Here is a 13,752-nt window from a genome sequence, read left to right on the forward strand (position 1 = left end):
TCAGTATTAACCCAAATAAAATTTTCAAGTATGGAAACAATGACAGTGACAAACGAAAAGACCCTGCAACAGGGTTTGAATGATGTTGTAATCAACAAGGTTCAGAGAATGATAGACGGTAAATCCGTTGGGGTTCAAGCTACAATGGAGCGTCTTATCAGCGAGGGAAAGATAGCGCAGGATTATATCGCCCCGATAGGCGTTAACCTGAGACAGAAAGACCACAGCCCCGTGATAACATTCAACGGGGGAGAACGTCTGATGATGAATATGCCTGACGGTCAGTTCTCACTCCATGATAACGCCATAGGTCAGCTTGCCGACAGAATGGGAGTTCCGCAACGTTATCTCAGACAGCTTGCGCAAGGGGCTACATGGGCGAAAAGCCTTGCCGCAGAAATCCTGAACGAGCATAGCGGTTGGACGGAAAGAAGCCGTGTTCTTGTCAGAACCGTAGGGGAACAGGTTCGGGGCGTTCTCTCTGACAGTTATCGCCGTTTGAACAGTGTTGAAATCCTGACCGCCTTTGTTCAGGAAGCGGCAAAGCAAGGAGCGGTTATTTCGGACGCTTATATGAACGACACAAAGGTTTGGGCTGAAACAATCCTGCCACAGCCACTTGTTATCCCGACAGCGAAGAACGGCGATGTTATTATATTCGCTGGCGCACGCTTCTCAACTTCTGATTACGGGGACGGGGCGGTTGACATGCGGGCGTTTCTTTTGAACGGGGCTTGTCTCAATGGCATGGTTCGTGAAAGCGTGATGAAACAGGTTCACTTGGGTTCTAAACTTCCGGACAACCTGAAACTATCCAACAAAACGTATGAACTTGACACGAAGACCACAGTTTCAGCGGTCAAAGACTTGACAAAGGGACTGTTCAGCAAAGAGAACCTGATGAAGAAAGCCTACGAGATACAGGGGGCTTCCGAAATTGATGTTGACTTCGAGCATGAGTTGAAGAACCTGACGAAGAACGGAAGTCTTCTGAAACAGGAGGGGAAAGAGGTTGAAAAGATATTGATGCGCAATGACCCAGATGACGGCGTTCAGGGCGGTTCAACCCTTTGGAAACTCACTCAGGCAATCACGGCTCACGCCCGTGAACTGACACCCGAAAGAAGCCGTGAACTACATGAAATTTCAGGGGCACTTCTCAACCGAGTGAAATTACAAGCATAAATTAACAATCTCCCGTGAACCCGTCAAAAGCGGCTTTGCGGGCTTAAAAATAGAATGCAATGAAAAAGACAGATTTGACATTTATCGGTATTGACTGTTGGGACAGACCCGTTTACAGAGACACCAACGGCAAATTATGGAAAGACATTACGCTTGGGAGCGATACGCCTGAATTATATTCAGCTTGCAATAATGACTTTGAGGGAGAACCTGATATGCCTATTGAAATGACTTATCCCGATTTTGAATAGTTGACATGATGTTTAACCACGCCCGACAGAGAGCCGTAAAAGCCCTGTGTCGGGTTTAATAACTGAGAAACAACGATGACAGACGAAAAGAAATTTGAGTTCAATGAAGATATTGAAAATGATTGTTTAATGACATGGAAGAACGCCCGGACTTTGGGACGTTATAAGGCTCTCTGTAATGAACGTGATTCGGTTGACGTGAAGAAATACGATTGCTTCTTCGCTTTCGGTAATGAATCATTCGCAAGGGGTATGAAAGGAATACGCCCTTTGAATGACGGGGAGAAGATTTACAGTTTCGGCGCAGGGGGCTATGGTACAAAAGACGGTATAGAACGCCTGTTCAAGTTTTACGAAGACATGGAAGCCCGAATAAAGAATGAATGTGACCCGCAGGAGGTTTATTGCTATGAATACAATAACCATGAATGTTGCATTGCCTTTGACGGGGATATAGAAGCTATCAGGCTTGTTGCCGGGATATGGGGTGTAGAGACAGCGAAAACAATCAAACGGAGGTCGGCTTTTTATAGGGTTGAAGAACTTTTCAATTGAAAAATCAATGTTTTCTACGAGATAATATATGTTTTCTCGTAGAAAACTCTGTTTAATTAGTGTTTTCTGCGCAAGAAACCCCTAAAGGAGAGGAAAGAAAAGAATATAGAAAAAAATACTACTAACGTAGTATAAAAAAAGACCCTGACGGGTCAGGCGCACACGCCGTTTTTTGGAGGGGTTCGCCTGACACAAGGTTTGGGGCGTTAAACAGAAAAAGACTATGGCGAAAGAGCAAAAGACGATTTACCGGGTTCAGTTCAAAGAACCGCCATTGAACGATGACGAAAGAACAGAGTTTTTCTTCACGTCACTTGCGGCGATTTATGATGTCTTCACGGCAGAACAAATCGGCTGTAAGGTCAATCGCTTGTACAACATCGGTCTGCCTGACGGTATGCCGTATGACGGGAAACGTTGCCTGATAACTCAGGAGGCGATTCACAGTAAGGCGCAAAAAAGCCCGTTCACAGGCTGATGATGAAAACAAGCCCAAATAAGCCGATTTAAGACGTGATTTTAGATTGGCTTATAACTTACAAGATTGGCTGTGAAAATTCAATAGCGGGTCTAAAAACGGGCAAATCGGGGTTATTTGTGATTATAGTGTAATCATGCTGCTCGGCTTGCCCGTTTGAGGCTTCAAAAAATATTCGTTTTTTTTGCGAACTCTCAGAAAAAGAACTTATCTTTGCCGCAGAAAAAGAACTGAATATGGAAATAATCTTCAATGAAGAATATCTTCGGGAAATGTATAATACCGGGCGAACGGATAAGAAACACCGTTTTCAGCCTCAAATTATACGGAAATATATTCGTGTGATAGATTTGATGCGGGACACTTCAAATGTCTTGGGGTTGATGCGATACAACGCATTGAATTACGAGAAATTGAAAGATGATAAAGCGGGGCTTTCTTCTGTGAGAGTGAATGACCAATATCGCATTGAATTCGAGGAACATACCAAAGACGGGGAAACCGTTGCCACGATATGCAATATAACAGATTTGTCAAACCATTATAAATGATTGATTATGATAACAATACCGGGAGTTGACCCAAAAATGATTGCTAACAATCTTGAACCTGCGTTTCCCACGCATCCGGGGGAAATCTTGAAAGAAGAAATCGAATACAGGGGGATTTCTCAACGCAAGTTGGCAGAACGGATGGGCATAGGCTATTCTGTTCTGAATGAGATATTGAACGCCCGCCGACCTGTCACTGAAAAAACAGCGATGATGTTCGAGGCTGCGCTGGGGGTTGAAGCTGAACCGTTGATGCGTCTTCAAATGAGATACAATGTGCGTATCGCCCAAAAAGACAAATCTTTCATGCAGCGTTTGGATAATATCCGCAAAATTGCCGCCGTTCTTTAGTGGCGTTGCGATTGCGCCCGAATGCCGGGCGATAATTTAAAACGTGAAGATTTACACCAATTTGGAAAGTAAAGCGTTTGTACGTCAAATTCGGAGAAAATAACTTAACAAATCAGAGTATGGAAACAGTTTTTGATTATAACATAACAGACAAAGAGCGTGAAAACATCGGAATATCTGACAAGGAGCGTTATTTGGCTATTGTGGGGGAAGATACTGCAAATTTAGACCTTGCCACCCTTTTTCATACCCGAGGGGATAATAACAGGATGGCAAGGTACGCTGATAAACTTCCGCTTGATATGAAGCTGGATTTTTATCGGACGGTTACGCACCCTTGATTTTTCTTAGTGTTTCTGTAAATTCACTTGAAGACATTCTGAGATTTTTAACAAGTTCTTTTGCTGTTTTCAAGTTATATTTACTTTTCGCTTGAACAAACTTCACGATTTCCTCGTGGATTTCTTCATACGGGGTTTTCAGAATGATGTCTTTGAAATGGGCGTGCGCTTCTGCTTGTGTGACGTTTATATGCTTCAATAGGTTTTGAAAATTAGAAACGAAACGCCCATAACCATAACCCCGTTCAATGATTTCTTTAGCGTTGACCGCCTTTCCTCCGAGGCTTTTCACAAAGTCACGGTATGAATGACGTGCGCAGAACTGATTGATAGTTTCCATTGAACGGCTTCTTAAATCAGTTTTGTTTCTCAGGTTTTTCCAACCTACAGCTTGTGCATGGCGTATTTCATGCCATAGGCTTTCAAGGGCGTATTCTTGTTTGAATGTCATATCAACACCCGTGGATATGGCTTTTAAAGCCCCCTTGACTTCTTCAAGCGGGTTGAATATCTCGCCACTAACAAGCCTGAATTCCCGGTTAGCAATCTTGATTGTGTTCCCCGCCATGTTATAAGCCCCTGTGGAGTTCAGATAAGACCGGGAGTTTGCCATAAAGAAACTTACGCCTTTAGCCCGTGTTATCACGACATCTGTCAACCCACCGAGGAATAAATCGGGGTTGTTCTGGGCAAAGGTCTTAATCGTGTTCTGAACCTCTTTGCCTGTGATATAGTTCGGGTCTTTGAGTTTCAGAAAGGCTTCTTTCAGGTTCTCAATAAGCCCCGCATCCTGACCGCCTTTCAGTGTCCCCATGTTCTGAATAAACCTTTCAGGAATAAACTTCACGTTATCACGGATGAAGTACGGAACAGATGACATACGTTTCGCCCGGTCTTCATTATCAGCAAGCCATTGTTTGAAATTGTCGGGTACATCTTTGACCTCGTTCTTGCTTCCTTGAACGGGTTCTTCTCCCGCCATAATACGGCGGTTGTCCTCTGCCATTTCTTCCTCGGTCTTCAATACTGTTTCGGCATGACAGCGGCAATGTGGATGCCACCCTGTGAACTTGAACGTTTTCGGGTAAAGCCCTTTCAGTTCATCGCAAATGTCCCTGAACGCAACGTCGTTCAAAGTGTGGTTATTACTCAGCTTGATTTCAATTCCGACAACGAAATCAAGGTCTTGCCAGCGGGTATAGTCTGCCGTGCGATAAGCGATGTTCGTTTCTGTGGCGGCGAGGCGGCGGGCGTTCTTGAATGAAGAACGGTAAACGCCCTGACCGGGATGAAAAGCCGCCGCCCGCTTGGATAGCTGCAAAACCCCGTGTTCATCCCTGACACGTCTGAACAGTTTGTCGGGGAATTTAAGGTATTGCCGCAGTTCTTTTGTCATGTCCTCGGCAGATATGCCGTTTCTCAAACTGACATCAAGTCCGAGTTCTATTTCTTCCTTGAACTGGTTCGTATAGTTCCATACGCGGTCTGATAGGTTCAGCCCGTTTGTCTTTCTCTGAATGAACGCTTCACGGGCTTCATCGTTCGTGGAGAAATAACGGCGGTATTGAGCCTGAGAGAGTTTTCCCACGTTATCCCCGAAGACCTGACGGGCGAGTTCGTTGTTCTTGTTGTTTGATAGCGTCCAAGCGGAGTTTATGCCGTTGACTATCGCCGCCGACAACCCGCTTTTTAGCCCCGACAACAGCTTTTCTATTCTTTTGCGTGTAATTGGATAGTCGCTGAAAGAAAAAAGCCTGTCGGGGTTAAAATCGCTTATGGTCGCACCGATACGTGCGGCTTCCTTGACAGCAGCCTCGTAAATCTGTTCTATGCGTTTGTCAAGGGCTGACAGGTCTTTCAGGTGTTGACGTTCCCATTTATTCAACCTTGCCATTGTTTACCTCCCGTTTGATGAAGTGTTCGCACTGAGGGGCTGAAAGAAAGCGACAGAACTTGCCTCCCGTGTAGAACGGGCAACGGCACATGAACGGTTTCCCGTTTGCTCCTATCTCATGCCAATCATAGCTGTGCCCGCAGTCACGGCATTGAAATTTCGGTTGTTCTTCGGTCTTTGGCGGTTGTCTTCTTCTTGATATAGCCATAATCTCCCCCTTTCTTGTTATTCAGTCATTTCAAGGTTATCGTACATTTCCTCTTCCTTGATTTCTTTTAGCGTCTTGTCAACGTCATCAGATTGCCCGTAACGCTCAATGGATTCACGCTGAGACATAAGAGGCTTGCCACCGTTGGCTGTCATCAGGTTGTTGATGTCATCCTTTTCATCCGATATTGTGAACGGGGTAATGATGATTTCAGCTTTCAGAGCGTCAATGTCGGCGGCGTAGCTTTCCCCGAAGACAATCTTTGCGTAAGCCTTGATAACGTTTATTTCACGGTCGAAGAACTCAATCAGCGGTCCTTTTTCATCGTTGACTTTCAGTTGTGCGTCAATGAACAGTTGTTTCCGGCTCTCTCCTGACAAGGCGACTTGCGACATCTTCTCATAAGACCAATCAGGGAGTTGAAGCATTGTGAAATAGAGGTTTCTCAACTCTGAGACGTGGAATTTCAGGTTCTCAACGGCTTGTTGCCAAGTGACATACTGCGCCGTTGAGCCTTTCGGGTATTGCATGACGGCACGGGCTTCCTTATCAGGACTTTTTTCATCGCCGTAACTTATCGCTTCATCAGCGAAGACACAGAACAGTGGCTTTGAGTTCTCACGGATGTAATTACCGTTACGGCTCAAAGACCATTCAATTTCGTAAACGGTATCTGACGTGAATTCCCAAATCGGGAAAGGACGGCAGGCGTAAATTGCGGGGATTTTCAAAAGCGTTATATCTTCATTCTCAATCTCCTGCCATGAACCGCTTTCAGAAGACCATTTGATGTGCTTGTTTGCCGTGTATGCGTCAAAGAACTTCACGTTCTTTCTCCCTTTCTTCCTTTGATAGCCGACTGACATTGCTATCATGTCGCCGTATTCATCAAAAAGGGGGTATAGGGCATCGCCGAGCATGGGGGAGAACGTGCGACAACGGATTTTCAGGGGGCTTTTTCTTCCGTAAAGCGTGTTGTTCTGTTCAAGGGCGTACCATAACGTCATAATTTCGCAGCCGGCAAAGAACCTGTTCACACGGTCTATGTCAACGCTGTCGATGCGGTTCTTGTCGAGGACGCTTGTGATGAATGTCGCCACTTCTTTCTGTTTGTCGTTCTCAGGCTTGAACACACGCTTGACAGGTATAGCCGTAACCAGTTCTGTCATTCTCTTTGATGCGAGTTTCTGAAAGCCGAGCGCAATGCGGGTCACGGGCTGAATCCCGTCTTCGTTCACGATGTCGGGGTATTTCTGTCTATCCATGACGGGATGAAACTTCGGGTTATACTCCATTTCAAGCCCTTTTCTGCCGTCCCAAACAGGGACGTTCACGGTCTTTTCACTCAGGGCGGCTATCTTCTGTTCTGCCGTCATGTCCGAATTTAAAATTTCTTCGATTGTCATTTTTGATATTTTTTGAATTGAACATTCTGTTTGTTATCTCCGTATCATTTTCGCAATTCTGTTCACGTTGATAGGTTTCGCATACCGAACGGGATAGAACGTGTTAGCCAAAGCGTCAAACTTATCAGGGCTTCGCCCGAGGCGTTCTTTGATGTCTTCTTTCGGCTCAATATAAAGTTTGCCGTTTGACTTTACCGAGAACTTTATTTCCGTGGCTTCTTCGTCAAACTTGTCATCCGGAGGCAGCATGGCTCCCGTGTTGTTTCTTGGATTCAGCCAATCACGGACAGCCCAAAACAGATAAGCACGCATATTGAAGAACTTGTTTTGCCCCGTGATGTCACTCAGTTCACGCCCGTTAGGGGTCTTTGCGCTCTCTGAATACTTGCAACTCAGGATATAATGGGGCTCGTCTTCAAGTTCAACGCAGCGGCTATAAACGCCCGCACCCTCTCCGATTGTGTCAATGCTGACGTAAAGACCGATGTTCTGTCGGCGGGCAACCATGATTTTACCAGCCACTTTCATGTGGTCTGCCACGCCGCCTGAATTGTGTGTGTCAAAGGAAGCCACCCAGTTGTCACGGCGAAGAACATAGCACGTTGCGTCACGCCCCATGCCCGCCACGTCAACACCGAGAATATTGAGGTCAGCCCGAAGCGGTTCACGCCCTTTGGCTTGTTTCCAACGTTCATGCGCTTCTTCAAGCCATTGACGGGGGATAAGCGTGTCTTCATCGACTTTCGGGAACAGACCGAGGACTTTCTTTCTGAACAGGTCTTCCGGACGATACCATTGCCCCTCGAACTCAAAGTCATCCATTTCTGATATGATTTCATCAGGGGATATTTTCTCACACCAATTTTCAAGTTTATCCAACACCCAATCGTAATCAACCTGACCGGGGATAATAATCTTCTTGCTCGCGATATTCGGGGCTGTCAGGCTGTTCAGACGGTATTTGTGCCAACGGTCGCCTTTCTGAGACTTGGCGGCATAACCTACCGTCTTGTTTGGGTTGAAGACAAGAAGGATACGGCTGTCGCCCTGCAGGTTTCCCTCTATGGCGGAAAACGTGTCATCCCCGATACCTGTTGCCTCGGTTACGACAAACATCGTGTGAACCGCATGAAAGCCTGACCACGCTTCATGGTTGTGTTCATCAGCCTTGAAGCCCGTCAGAAACCATTCATCGTTGTTTGTTCTTATGTCATAGGCGTTCAGTTTTCCGATAAGTTCAACGCCACGGGCTTTGGCTCTGTTGAAAAGGCGGCTTATCTCAGGCATCATAATGTTTTTTACTTGACGGTCTGTTGGAGCAATCAAAGCGACCTTGGTGTTTTCAATAAGTTCAATTTCTCCCAAACTGTTCTTTCTCCAACGAGGTGTGAGATACAAGAAACAGATAGCGGCACAAGCCGCCACGAAGTCTTTTCCACGGGCTGTACCCGATGCAACCGATGTTCGCCTGTTGTATTGAACGCTTGACAGTATTTCTTGCTGTTCTTTGTCAAGGGTCACTCCGAGGGCTTCACGGACAAACCTGTTCCAGTCTGCCCGCCATAGGTTCATCAGTTCAAGACCTTTCTTGCGGAGAATATCTTTATTCTGTTTCTTCATTGAGTTATTTTTTGCTGATTCGCCCTGTGCTGGGCTTTCGTTTTCAAATGGTAACTTTATACGAGTGAATGATTTTGGAGCCACATTCGGGCGCAATCGGTGTTATTCTGCTTCGTCCTGCGTTTCGGGTTCATCCAACAAGCCGCTTTCAATCAGCAGAGAGGCGAAAGATACATTTCCGTTGATGTCTTTCTTTTCGGGAGCGTAAAGACCAAGCAGCTTACGCCGTTCTTCAAGTTGTTTCCTGATTTCGGCGATATATGACGGGTCTCCGAGCATGATAACCTCTGTTTCCGTCCTTTCTGTCTGATATGTCCTGATTGAAGTCTGCCCCGTCTCGTTGTCACGGGCGGGAGAGCCTTTCTGCTTGCGTTGTGTCTTGTTGTAATCAGTCTTTGACTTTTCCCACTGTTCCCATAGTTCCCGGCAGGTTTCGTCAATGCGTTCAAGTTCAAGCGTCAGAGCAGCGTCCATATCTTCAATTCTGTTTTCCCGCCATTCGTCAAGAAGCGTCTGCACGTCTTTGTGAACCGTGGCGAGAGAATAAGAAGACAGTTCAAGCCGCTTCACGACTTCTGATTGAATTTTTCTGAGGCTGTAACCCCGCTTGTACATTCCCGCCACGATTTCGAGACGGGCTTGTTTCAGTTGGTTTCTTTTCTTTTCCTGTGCCTTGCTCATAGTTCTTTTGTCATTGAAAGAAAGTTCAGATAAAAGTCAAGGTTGCAGCTTGACAGTTCGATGTATGTTCGCCCGAACTCAGGAAACGTATGAACGGCAAAGTGGCTCTCGGAAAGCAACCATAAAGCCGTGTAACCTTGTGGGCTGAAATGATGTTCCGTGCAACTCAGAACATTGAAACCCGCTTTACGGAGAAGTTCGTCAAACATTCCCCGCAGTGCTTTCGGGTCGGTCTCTTTGACCCATTGGGTGTGATTCCAGATTTTTGCTTGCATGGTCTTATTCATTTTCAGTTGTTTCACTCTCAGAAGAAGTTTCAGTGGCTTTAAACTGAACCATGTCTTCTTCTGTGTACTCAATTTTCGGGTATTCTTTCTTTATGTCTTTCGGGTTGCCTTTGAAGAACACGAGAATGTGCTGGTGCGTCTTTGCGACCTTTCTTGTCTCCATATACCGGGCGGCTCTCAGGGCTGTTGAAGCGGTTTGTTCAACAAGGATGATTTCATTATACAGAAGAACGCCCGCTTCTTTGAATATCCGCTTGATGTCGCCGCAGAAGTCATAATAAAAGCCCGTCTTCCGGTCACGGACATCGCCCACACAGATAACGGCGAAACGGTTATTTTTCAGACAGCCGACAGCCGCCGTGAAAGCGTTCTTCAATATCTGAATGAAGTCTTCATAGCTGTCCTGATTGCTTGCGTCATTCGGGAGGTCTGAATACTTTTCAAGGTCAAAATATGGGGGACAACTGAACAGCAGGTCTTGGCTCTCGGGGTTGATGTGCTTTGCCACATTCTGACCGTCATCGCAAATATAGCGGGCTGTCATTTCAGCCACACGCTCGTTGTTCAGGCTCGCTTGCTGTTCTCTCAGTTCAATGCCCGTGAATTGGTTGCCGAGATAAGCAGAAACAAAGCCGAAAACGCTATCGCCCGCGAAACAGTCAAACGTCTGACAGTTCTTGAACCCAAACCAACGGCAGACGATTTCAGCCATAACGGGGTCAAGGATAGAAACGCCCTGAGCAACGATTTTCGACTGTTCCCGTTCAAGCTCTTCTTTCGGAACGTACTTTTCGATGTACTCTTTGAATGAAATGCCAAGTTCTTTCCTGTGTTCACGGGTTCTTTGATACAAGTCTTTGTACTTGATTTCAAGGCTTGTCACAAGCGTATCATTACGGCTTTCTCCCATATCCCCGATGATGTCGTACCACTTCTTCTTGCGGTCTTGCCAATAGCCTTTACGGGTGTCAAGGATAGAGAACGGGGGAACGACAAAGCGGTCAAACAATGATGATTCGGGTGCGCTGTTCGGCAGGGAAGAAGAACTGTTCCCGCTTTCGCTATCTGATTTGTCTTCCCACAGGTCTAATCCCCAATCAACAAGTTCTTCCGTATCCCATTCATTGGCGAGAGCGTCCATGTCCCACTCTCCATAACCCACGTTGTCTTTGATGATGAACTCCCGCTGTTCTGCGTCTGTCAGTTCAGAAGCCTTGATAACATGGGCTGTTGGTCTGTCAAGCCACTTTTCCCAATGACTGCGTAAAAGGTCTCGTTCTGCTTCTGTCTTCTGTGCGTATCCTGAACATTCCCCAAGCCGGGTGTTTATTTCAGCGGGAGACATTTCAGCGATAGCAGACAAAGCCCGAAGACGCATATTCCCACCAAGAACCGTGAACGTGTTGTCAACGACTATCGGGCGAAGTTCAAGCATCTTCGGGAGAATTAGAATAGACCTAATCAACTTTTCAAACTTGTCATTCTTGATTGTACGGGGATTCGCCCCGTTAACCTGAATCTGTGAAAGATGAATCGTTTCTGTTTTCATACTCTTTTTTGCTTAGTGATTACATTGTACGCACAAAAATATGAAAAAGTGAGTATAAAGTAATCACTTTTAGACAAAAAAGGGGCTTTTTAAGGGGCAAAATCATTCAAAATGGCTGATTTCATCAAATCAAGGGTCTTTTTCTTGTACAAGTCATCAGGCGTTGTTCTGAACACACGCCAGCCCATAAGTGTAGCCGTATTATACTTCTCAATGTCTCCGAGAAAACCTTTTGGGGAAGTGTGCCGCCCGCCCGTCCATACACCGCCCTCAACTTCAAGGGCGATTTTGTGTTCAGGCACGGCGTAATCAAACCGCCACTTCCTGACGGGGTGAAATTTGAACTCTTTTACACAATCTACTTTTAAATCGGTCTTACAAATAACCGTGAAAACGTCACGCAGGGGCGGTTTTGCCGCTGTATGTCGGCTTTTATTTGTTTTTGCGATACTTTTATCAGCTTTCATGTTTTAACGTGATTTTTGGGGCTTGTTTAAAGGCAAGGAAAACAGAAAGGGGATTGCTCCCCTTTGTCTGTGTTTATTCTCATTTCATCAGAATGGCAGGTCATTCGTATTTTCCACAGCTTGTGCCCCGTCAAAGGTTGAACCGACATTCATCTGTGGGGCGGCTTTCTTCACAAGCGGTTTCATGCCGCCGATAATCGGGAGGGCTTGCCTCTGTTCTTCTGATAAGGCTTCGTATATCTCCTTGTCAAGTGACTGTTTGATACAGTGGGTTTCTTTGAACTGCGGGTTCTCCATTTCTATGGCTGTCAGGTTAAGATAAACGCCTTTTTCCCCGACATAAAGCCCGCTGTCATCAACCGGGATGACAAGACAGCGTTTTGTTTCCGTGCGCCCTTTGAAGTTTGTTATGAACGCCCCTTTCAGTTTCAGGAGGTCTTCTTTGATTGAAAAATTACCCATAATTTCTTGTTTTTTATTCGATTAAATATCCGTTTCTGTAATAAGTTCACTTCATTTGCGTTCAGGCTCTCAGGCTTAATGATAGCCTTTTTTCTTCGGGTTGCTCCGGGTTCTGAGCCAATAGGGTTTCCGTTGCCAGTGCTTCCGGGGATGCAGCCGTTCTTTGTACGGTGGGAACGGTTCTCGTTTAATAGATTCTCGGATGCATTCTACTTTGTATTTAAGAAGTTCAGATGCTTGTTCTGTCAGTTCCTTTAAAGCCTCCTTTGTTATTTGTTTAACGCCAATCGTTTCAATCCTGATAATTAGCTGTTCAATCTGCTTTTCGGTCATTCCGAACACGATTTGAAGATTGTTCAAAGCTGTTTTCAGTTCATTTAATCGTTCTTGTAAACGGTAAAGTGGATTTTTACAGTCCATAAGTCAGCCCTCCTTTTCGTAAGCCCATCCGAGAAGACGGTCAAAGGGAAGCCCTATGCGATGATGTGTGTCTTTTTTTGAAAGACAGAAATCCCCGTCATCGTCAACCTCTCCGTCCGTGCATCCTCTGTAAATTTGCCCGTTATTGAAGACGAATAATGCCGTGCGGTTGCTGTCAATGCCGCCGATGTCTTCCGGGTCTCTCAATGTATAACGCTGACCGTTTGAAAGCGTTATTTTACACCGTGTCACGTTTTTCATACTTGTTTCTCCTTTCTTGTTTCTTGTGTGTCAGATGTTGTTCTGTCCTCGTATGAAAGCGTGATACCCGTCAGAACCCCGTTATCGTCACGTTTGAACAGAGCACGTTCAAGGTATATGCCTCCCTGCTCGAACTGTCTGTTAGAGGCTTCAAGAAAGCCCCTGACTTCTTCAATGTTGATTTTCCTGCCCATTGTTACACATTGTTTGAACCTTGACATTTTTTGTTGCTTTTCCAACCCTCTTTTGATAACTGTATTGAACATCGCCCGTTCTGTTTGTGAAGTAAACGTAACGGTCATTGTCACGGAACGATAAACCGTGATACCGTCAACCGTGAACAGTTTTTCAACGGGGTATGATTGGTTAGAACTCGCCTTGACTTCTTCAACTTGTTTTGATTCGCACGCTGTCAGGGCTAAGAGTGCGATTGAAATGATAATAATCTTTTTCATTTTGTTGGTATTTTAGTGTTAAACACATCTTTGAGCCACTGTTTATATGAACTTATCGGCTTACCGTAGAAAGCCATATTAGCTTTGTAATTCTCATACATCTGTTTGCGAAAATCCGCAGGGATTTGTTTTTTCTGTTTTCTCATTTTCATTTTCAATTCTTTTTATGTTTCACATCTATCCAAGCCGTAACGATTGCGCAAAAAAAGTTTATCACGCTTATTCCTTCCAATATTTTTGCAAGCCACAATATTTCTGCATCATAAGCCAGTAAACACGCAATCAACGAGAGCCAAAATGTTATTTCCTCAAATTGATAATTCTTCATTT

21 protein-coding genes are annotated in these 13,752 nt (G+C 45.3%); 7 read left to right on the plus strand and 14 right to left on the minus strand.

Translation table 11 applies throughout. From position 1 onward, the window contains the following. The first annotated feature begins 30 nt into the window (after positions 1-30). From AB5903_RS07465 to AB5903_RS07495, 7 genes are all read left to right on the plus strand, one after another. A complete protein-coding gene (locus AB5903_RS07465) occupies positions 31-1,185 on the plus strand; it encodes a hypothetical protein (RefSeq protein WP_007565017.1) in 1,155 nt (384 codons plus the stop codon). 59 nt (positions 1,186-1,244) lie between these two features. Continuing rightward, positions 1,245-1,436, plus strand: a complete 192-nt coding sequence (locus AB5903_RS07470) for a hypothetical protein (RefSeq protein WP_007565019.1) — start codon at positions 1,245-1,247, stop codon at positions 1,434-1,436. Positions 1,437-1,511: 75 nt separating this feature from the next. After that, entirely contained in the window at positions 1,512-1,991 is a 480-nt protein-coding gene (locus AB5903_RS07475; protein WP_038607023.1) for a hypothetical protein, read from the plus strand. 223 nt (positions 1,992-2,214) lie between these two features. Beyond that, entirely contained in the window at positions 2,215-2,469 is a 255-nt protein-coding gene (locus AB5903_RS07480) for a hypothetical protein (RefSeq protein ID WP_176350432.1), read from the plus strand. 236 nt (positions 2,470-2,705) lie between these two features. Beyond that, positions 2,706-3,020 carry a type II toxin-antitoxin system RelE/ParE family toxin gene (locus tag AB5903_RS07485; protein WP_038607017.1) on the plus strand — a complete coding sequence of 105 codons (315 nt, stop codon included), beginning with the start codon at positions 2,706-2,708 and terminating at the stop codon, positions 3,018-3,020. A 6-nt stretch (positions 3,021-3,026) separates the two neighbouring features. Next, entirely contained in the window at positions 3,027-3,371 is a 345-nt protein-coding gene (locus AB5903_RS07490; RefSeq protein WP_007565027.1) for a HigA family addiction module antitoxin, read from the plus strand. A 119-nt stretch (positions 3,372-3,490) separates the two neighbouring features. Next, on the plus strand, positions 3,491-3,712 hold the full coding sequence (locus AB5903_RS07495; protein ID WP_211477566.1) for a hypothetical protein: 222 nt from the start codon (positions 3,491-3,493) through the stop codon (positions 3,710-3,712). On the opposite strand, the gene AB5903_RS07500 is transcribed toward AB5903_RS07495, so the two are convergent. The 14 genes from AB5903_RS07500 to AB5903_RS07565 all read right to left on the minus strand — a co-directional run bounded on the left by AB5903_RS07500 (position 3,699) and on the right by AB5903_RS07565 (position 13,750). Beyond that, positions 3,699-5,606: a hypothetical protein gene (locus AB5903_RS07500; protein ID WP_368117734.1), complete on the minus strand. Its 1,908-nt coding sequence runs from the start codon at positions 5,604-5,606 to the stop codon at positions 3,699-3,701. The genes AB5903_RS07495 and AB5903_RS07500 overlap by 14 nt on opposite strands. Beyond that, positions 5,590-5,814 carry a hypothetical protein gene (locus tag AB5903_RS07505; RefSeq protein WP_007565033.1) on the minus strand — a complete coding sequence of 75 codons (225 nt, stop codon included), beginning with the start codon at positions 5,812-5,814 and terminating at the stop codon, positions 5,590-5,592. The genes AB5903_RS07500 and AB5903_RS07505 overlap by 17 nt, the downstream gene beginning before the upstream one ends. Before the next feature lie 17 nt (positions 5,815-5,831). Further along, the gene (locus AB5903_RS07510) at positions 5,832-7,220 is read right to left on the minus strand and encodes a phage portal protein (RefSeq protein ID WP_368117735.1); all 1,389 of its coding nucleotides are present in this window, start codon (positions 7,218-7,220) and stop codon (positions 5,832-5,834) included. A 33-nt stretch (positions 7,221-7,253) separates the two neighbouring features. Further along, positions 7,254-8,840, minus strand: a complete 1,587-nt coding sequence (locus AB5903_RS07515) for a hypothetical protein (protein WP_368117736.1) — start codon at positions 8,838-8,840, stop codon at positions 7,254-7,256. Positions 8,841-8,942: 102 nt separating this feature from the next. Next, positions 8,943-9,521, minus strand: coding sequence for a hypothetical protein (locus AB5903_RS07520; RefSeq protein ID WP_007565040.1), 579 nt, complete (start codon positions 9,519-9,521; stop codon positions 8,943-8,945). Beyond that, positions 9,518-9,796: an S-adenosylmethionine decarboxylase family protein gene (locus tag AB5903_RS07525; RefSeq protein WP_254305298.1), complete on the minus strand. Its 279-nt coding sequence runs from the start codon at positions 9,794-9,796 to the stop codon at positions 9,518-9,520. Before AB5903_RS07525 ends, AB5903_RS07520 begins: the two co-directional genes overlap by 4 nt. A 4-nt stretch (positions 9,797-9,800) precedes the next feature. After that, positions 9,801-11,357: a DNA methyltransferase gene (locus tag AB5903_RS07530; RefSeq protein ID WP_368117737.1), complete on the minus strand. Its 1,557-nt coding sequence runs from the start codon at positions 11,355-11,357 to the stop codon at positions 9,801-9,803. Between the two features lie 89 nt (positions 11,358-11,446). Continuing rightward, positions 11,447-11,824, minus strand: coding sequence for an endonuclease domain-containing protein (locus tag AB5903_RS07535; protein ID WP_217291441.1), 378 nt, complete (start codon positions 11,822-11,824; stop codon positions 11,447-11,449). A gap of 87 nt (positions 11,825-11,911) precedes the next feature. Next, positions 11,912-12,286 (minus strand): hypothetical protein, encoded by a 375-nt coding sequence (locus AB5903_RS07540; RefSeq protein WP_217291440.1) that lies wholly within the window; start codon positions 12,284-12,286, stop codon positions 11,912-11,914. A gap of 75 nt (positions 12,287-12,361) precedes the next feature. Further along, positions 12,362-12,706: a hypothetical protein gene (locus tag AB5903_RS07545; protein WP_217291439.1), complete on the minus strand. Its 345-nt coding sequence runs from the start codon at positions 12,704-12,706 to the stop codon at positions 12,362-12,364. 3 nt (positions 12,707-12,709) lie between these two features. Then, positions 12,710-12,967 carry a hypothetical protein gene (locus AB5903_RS07550; RefSeq protein WP_007565052.1) on the minus strand — a complete coding sequence of 86 codons (258 nt, stop codon included), beginning with the start codon at positions 12,965-12,967 and terminating at the stop codon, positions 12,710-12,712. Then, entirely contained in the window at positions 12,964-13,422 is a 459-nt protein-coding gene (locus AB5903_RS07555; RefSeq protein WP_368117738.1) for a hypothetical protein, read from the minus strand. Before AB5903_RS07555 ends, AB5903_RS07550 begins: the two co-directional genes overlap by 4 nt. After that, positions 13,419-13,574, minus strand: a complete 156-nt coding sequence (locus AB5903_RS07560) for a hypothetical protein (RefSeq protein WP_165859498.1) — start codon at positions 13,572-13,574, stop codon at positions 13,419-13,421. The genes AB5903_RS07555 and AB5903_RS07560 overlap by 4 nt, the downstream gene beginning before the upstream one ends. Before the next feature lie 2 nt (positions 13,575-13,576). Next, positions 13,577-13,750 (minus strand): hypothetical protein, encoded by a 174-nt coding sequence (locus AB5903_RS07565; RefSeq protein WP_217291437.1) that lies wholly within the window; start codon positions 13,748-13,750, stop codon positions 13,577-13,579. Positions 13,751-13,752 lie beyond the last annotated feature (2 nt).

The sequence above is a fragment of the Bacteroides sp. 2201st1_D9_2201SCRN_220225 genome (assembly GCF_040928965.1).
GTDB lineage: Bacteria > Bacteroidota > Bacteroidia > Bacteroidales > Bacteroidaceae > Bacteroides > Bacteroides stercoris.

Bases quoted from the DNA above. Each gene is read 5' to 3' on its own strand.
- AB5903_RS07495 (WP_211477566.1), top strand. From the start codon at position 3,491: ATGGAAACAGTTTTTGATTATAACATAACAGACAAAGAGCGTGAAAAC.
- AB5903_RS07485 (WP_038607017.1), top strand. From the start codon at position 2,706: ATGGAAATAATCTTCAATGAAGAATATCTTCGGGAAATGTATAATACC.
- AB5903_RS07465 (WP_007565017.1), top strand. From the start codon at position 31: ATGGAAACAATGACAGTGACAAACGAAAAGACCCTGCAACAGGGTTTG.
- AB5903_RS07545 (WP_217291439.1), bottom strand. From the start codon at position 12,706: ATGGACTGTAAAAATCCACTTTACCGTTTACAAGAACGATTAAATGAA.
- AB5903_RS07560 (WP_165859498.1), bottom strand. From the start codon at position 13,574: ATGAAAATGAGAAAACAGAAAAAACAAATCCCTGCGGATTTTCGCAAA.
- AB5903_RS07535 (WP_217291441.1), bottom strand. From the start codon at position 11,824: ATGAAAGCTGATAAAAGTATCGCAAAAACAAATAAAAGCCGACATACA.
- AB5903_RS07510 (WP_368117735.1), bottom strand. From the start codon at position 7,220: ATGACAATCGAAGAAATTTTAAATTCGGACATGACGGCAGAACAGAAG.
- AB5903_RS07540 (WP_217291440.1), bottom strand. From the start codon at position 12,286: ATGGGTAATTTTTCAATCAAAGAAGACCTCCTGAAACTGAAAGGGGCG.
- AB5903_RS07525 (WP_254305298.1), bottom strand. From the start codon at position 9,796: ATGCAAGCAAAAATCTGGAATCACACCCAATGGGTCAAAGAGACCGAC.
- AB5903_RS07475 (WP_038607023.1), top strand. From the start codon at position 1,512: ATGACAGACGAAAAGAAATTTGAGTTCAATGAAGATATTGAAAATGAT.
- AB5903_RS07555 (WP_368117738.1), bottom strand. From the start codon at position 13,422: ATGAAAAAGATTATTATCATTTCAATCGCACTCTTAGCCCTGACAGCG.
- AB5903_RS07565 (WP_217291437.1), bottom strand. From the start codon at position 13,750: ATGAAGAATTATCAATTTGAGGAAATAACATTTTGGCTCTCGTTGATT.
- AB5903_RS07550 (WP_007565052.1), bottom strand. From the start codon at position 12,967: ATGAAAAACGTGACACGGTGTAAAATAACGCTTTCAAACGGTCAGCGT.
- AB5903_RS07505 (WP_007565033.1), bottom strand. From the start codon at position 5,814: ATGGCTATATCAAGAAGAAGACAACCGCCAAAGACCGAAGAACAACCG.
- AB5903_RS07480 (WP_176350432.1), top strand. From the start codon at position 2,215: ATGGCGAAAGAGCAAAAGACGATTTACCGGGTTCAGTTCAAAGAACCG.
- AB5903_RS07470 (WP_007565019.1), top strand. From the start codon at position 1,245: ATGAAAAAGACAGATTTGACATTTATCGGTATTGACTGTTGGGACAGA.
- AB5903_RS07515 (WP_368117736.1), bottom strand. From the start codon at position 8,840: ATGAAGAAACAGAATAAAGATATTCTCCGCAAGAAAGGTCTTGAACTG.
- AB5903_RS07500 (WP_368117734.1), bottom strand. From the start codon at position 5,606: ATGGCAAGGTTGAATAAATGGGAACGTCAACACCTGAAAGACCTGTCA.
- AB5903_RS07520 (WP_007565040.1), bottom strand. From the start codon at position 9,521: ATGAGCAAGGCACAGGAAAAGAAAAGAAACCAACTGAAACAAGCCCGT.
- AB5903_RS07530 (WP_368117737.1), bottom strand. From the start codon at position 11,357: ATGAAAACAGAAACGATTCATCTTTCACAGATTCAGGTTAACGGGGCG.
- AB5903_RS07490 (WP_007565027.1), top strand. From the start codon at position 3,027: ATGATAACAATACCGGGAGTTGACCCAAAAATGATTGCTAACAATCTT.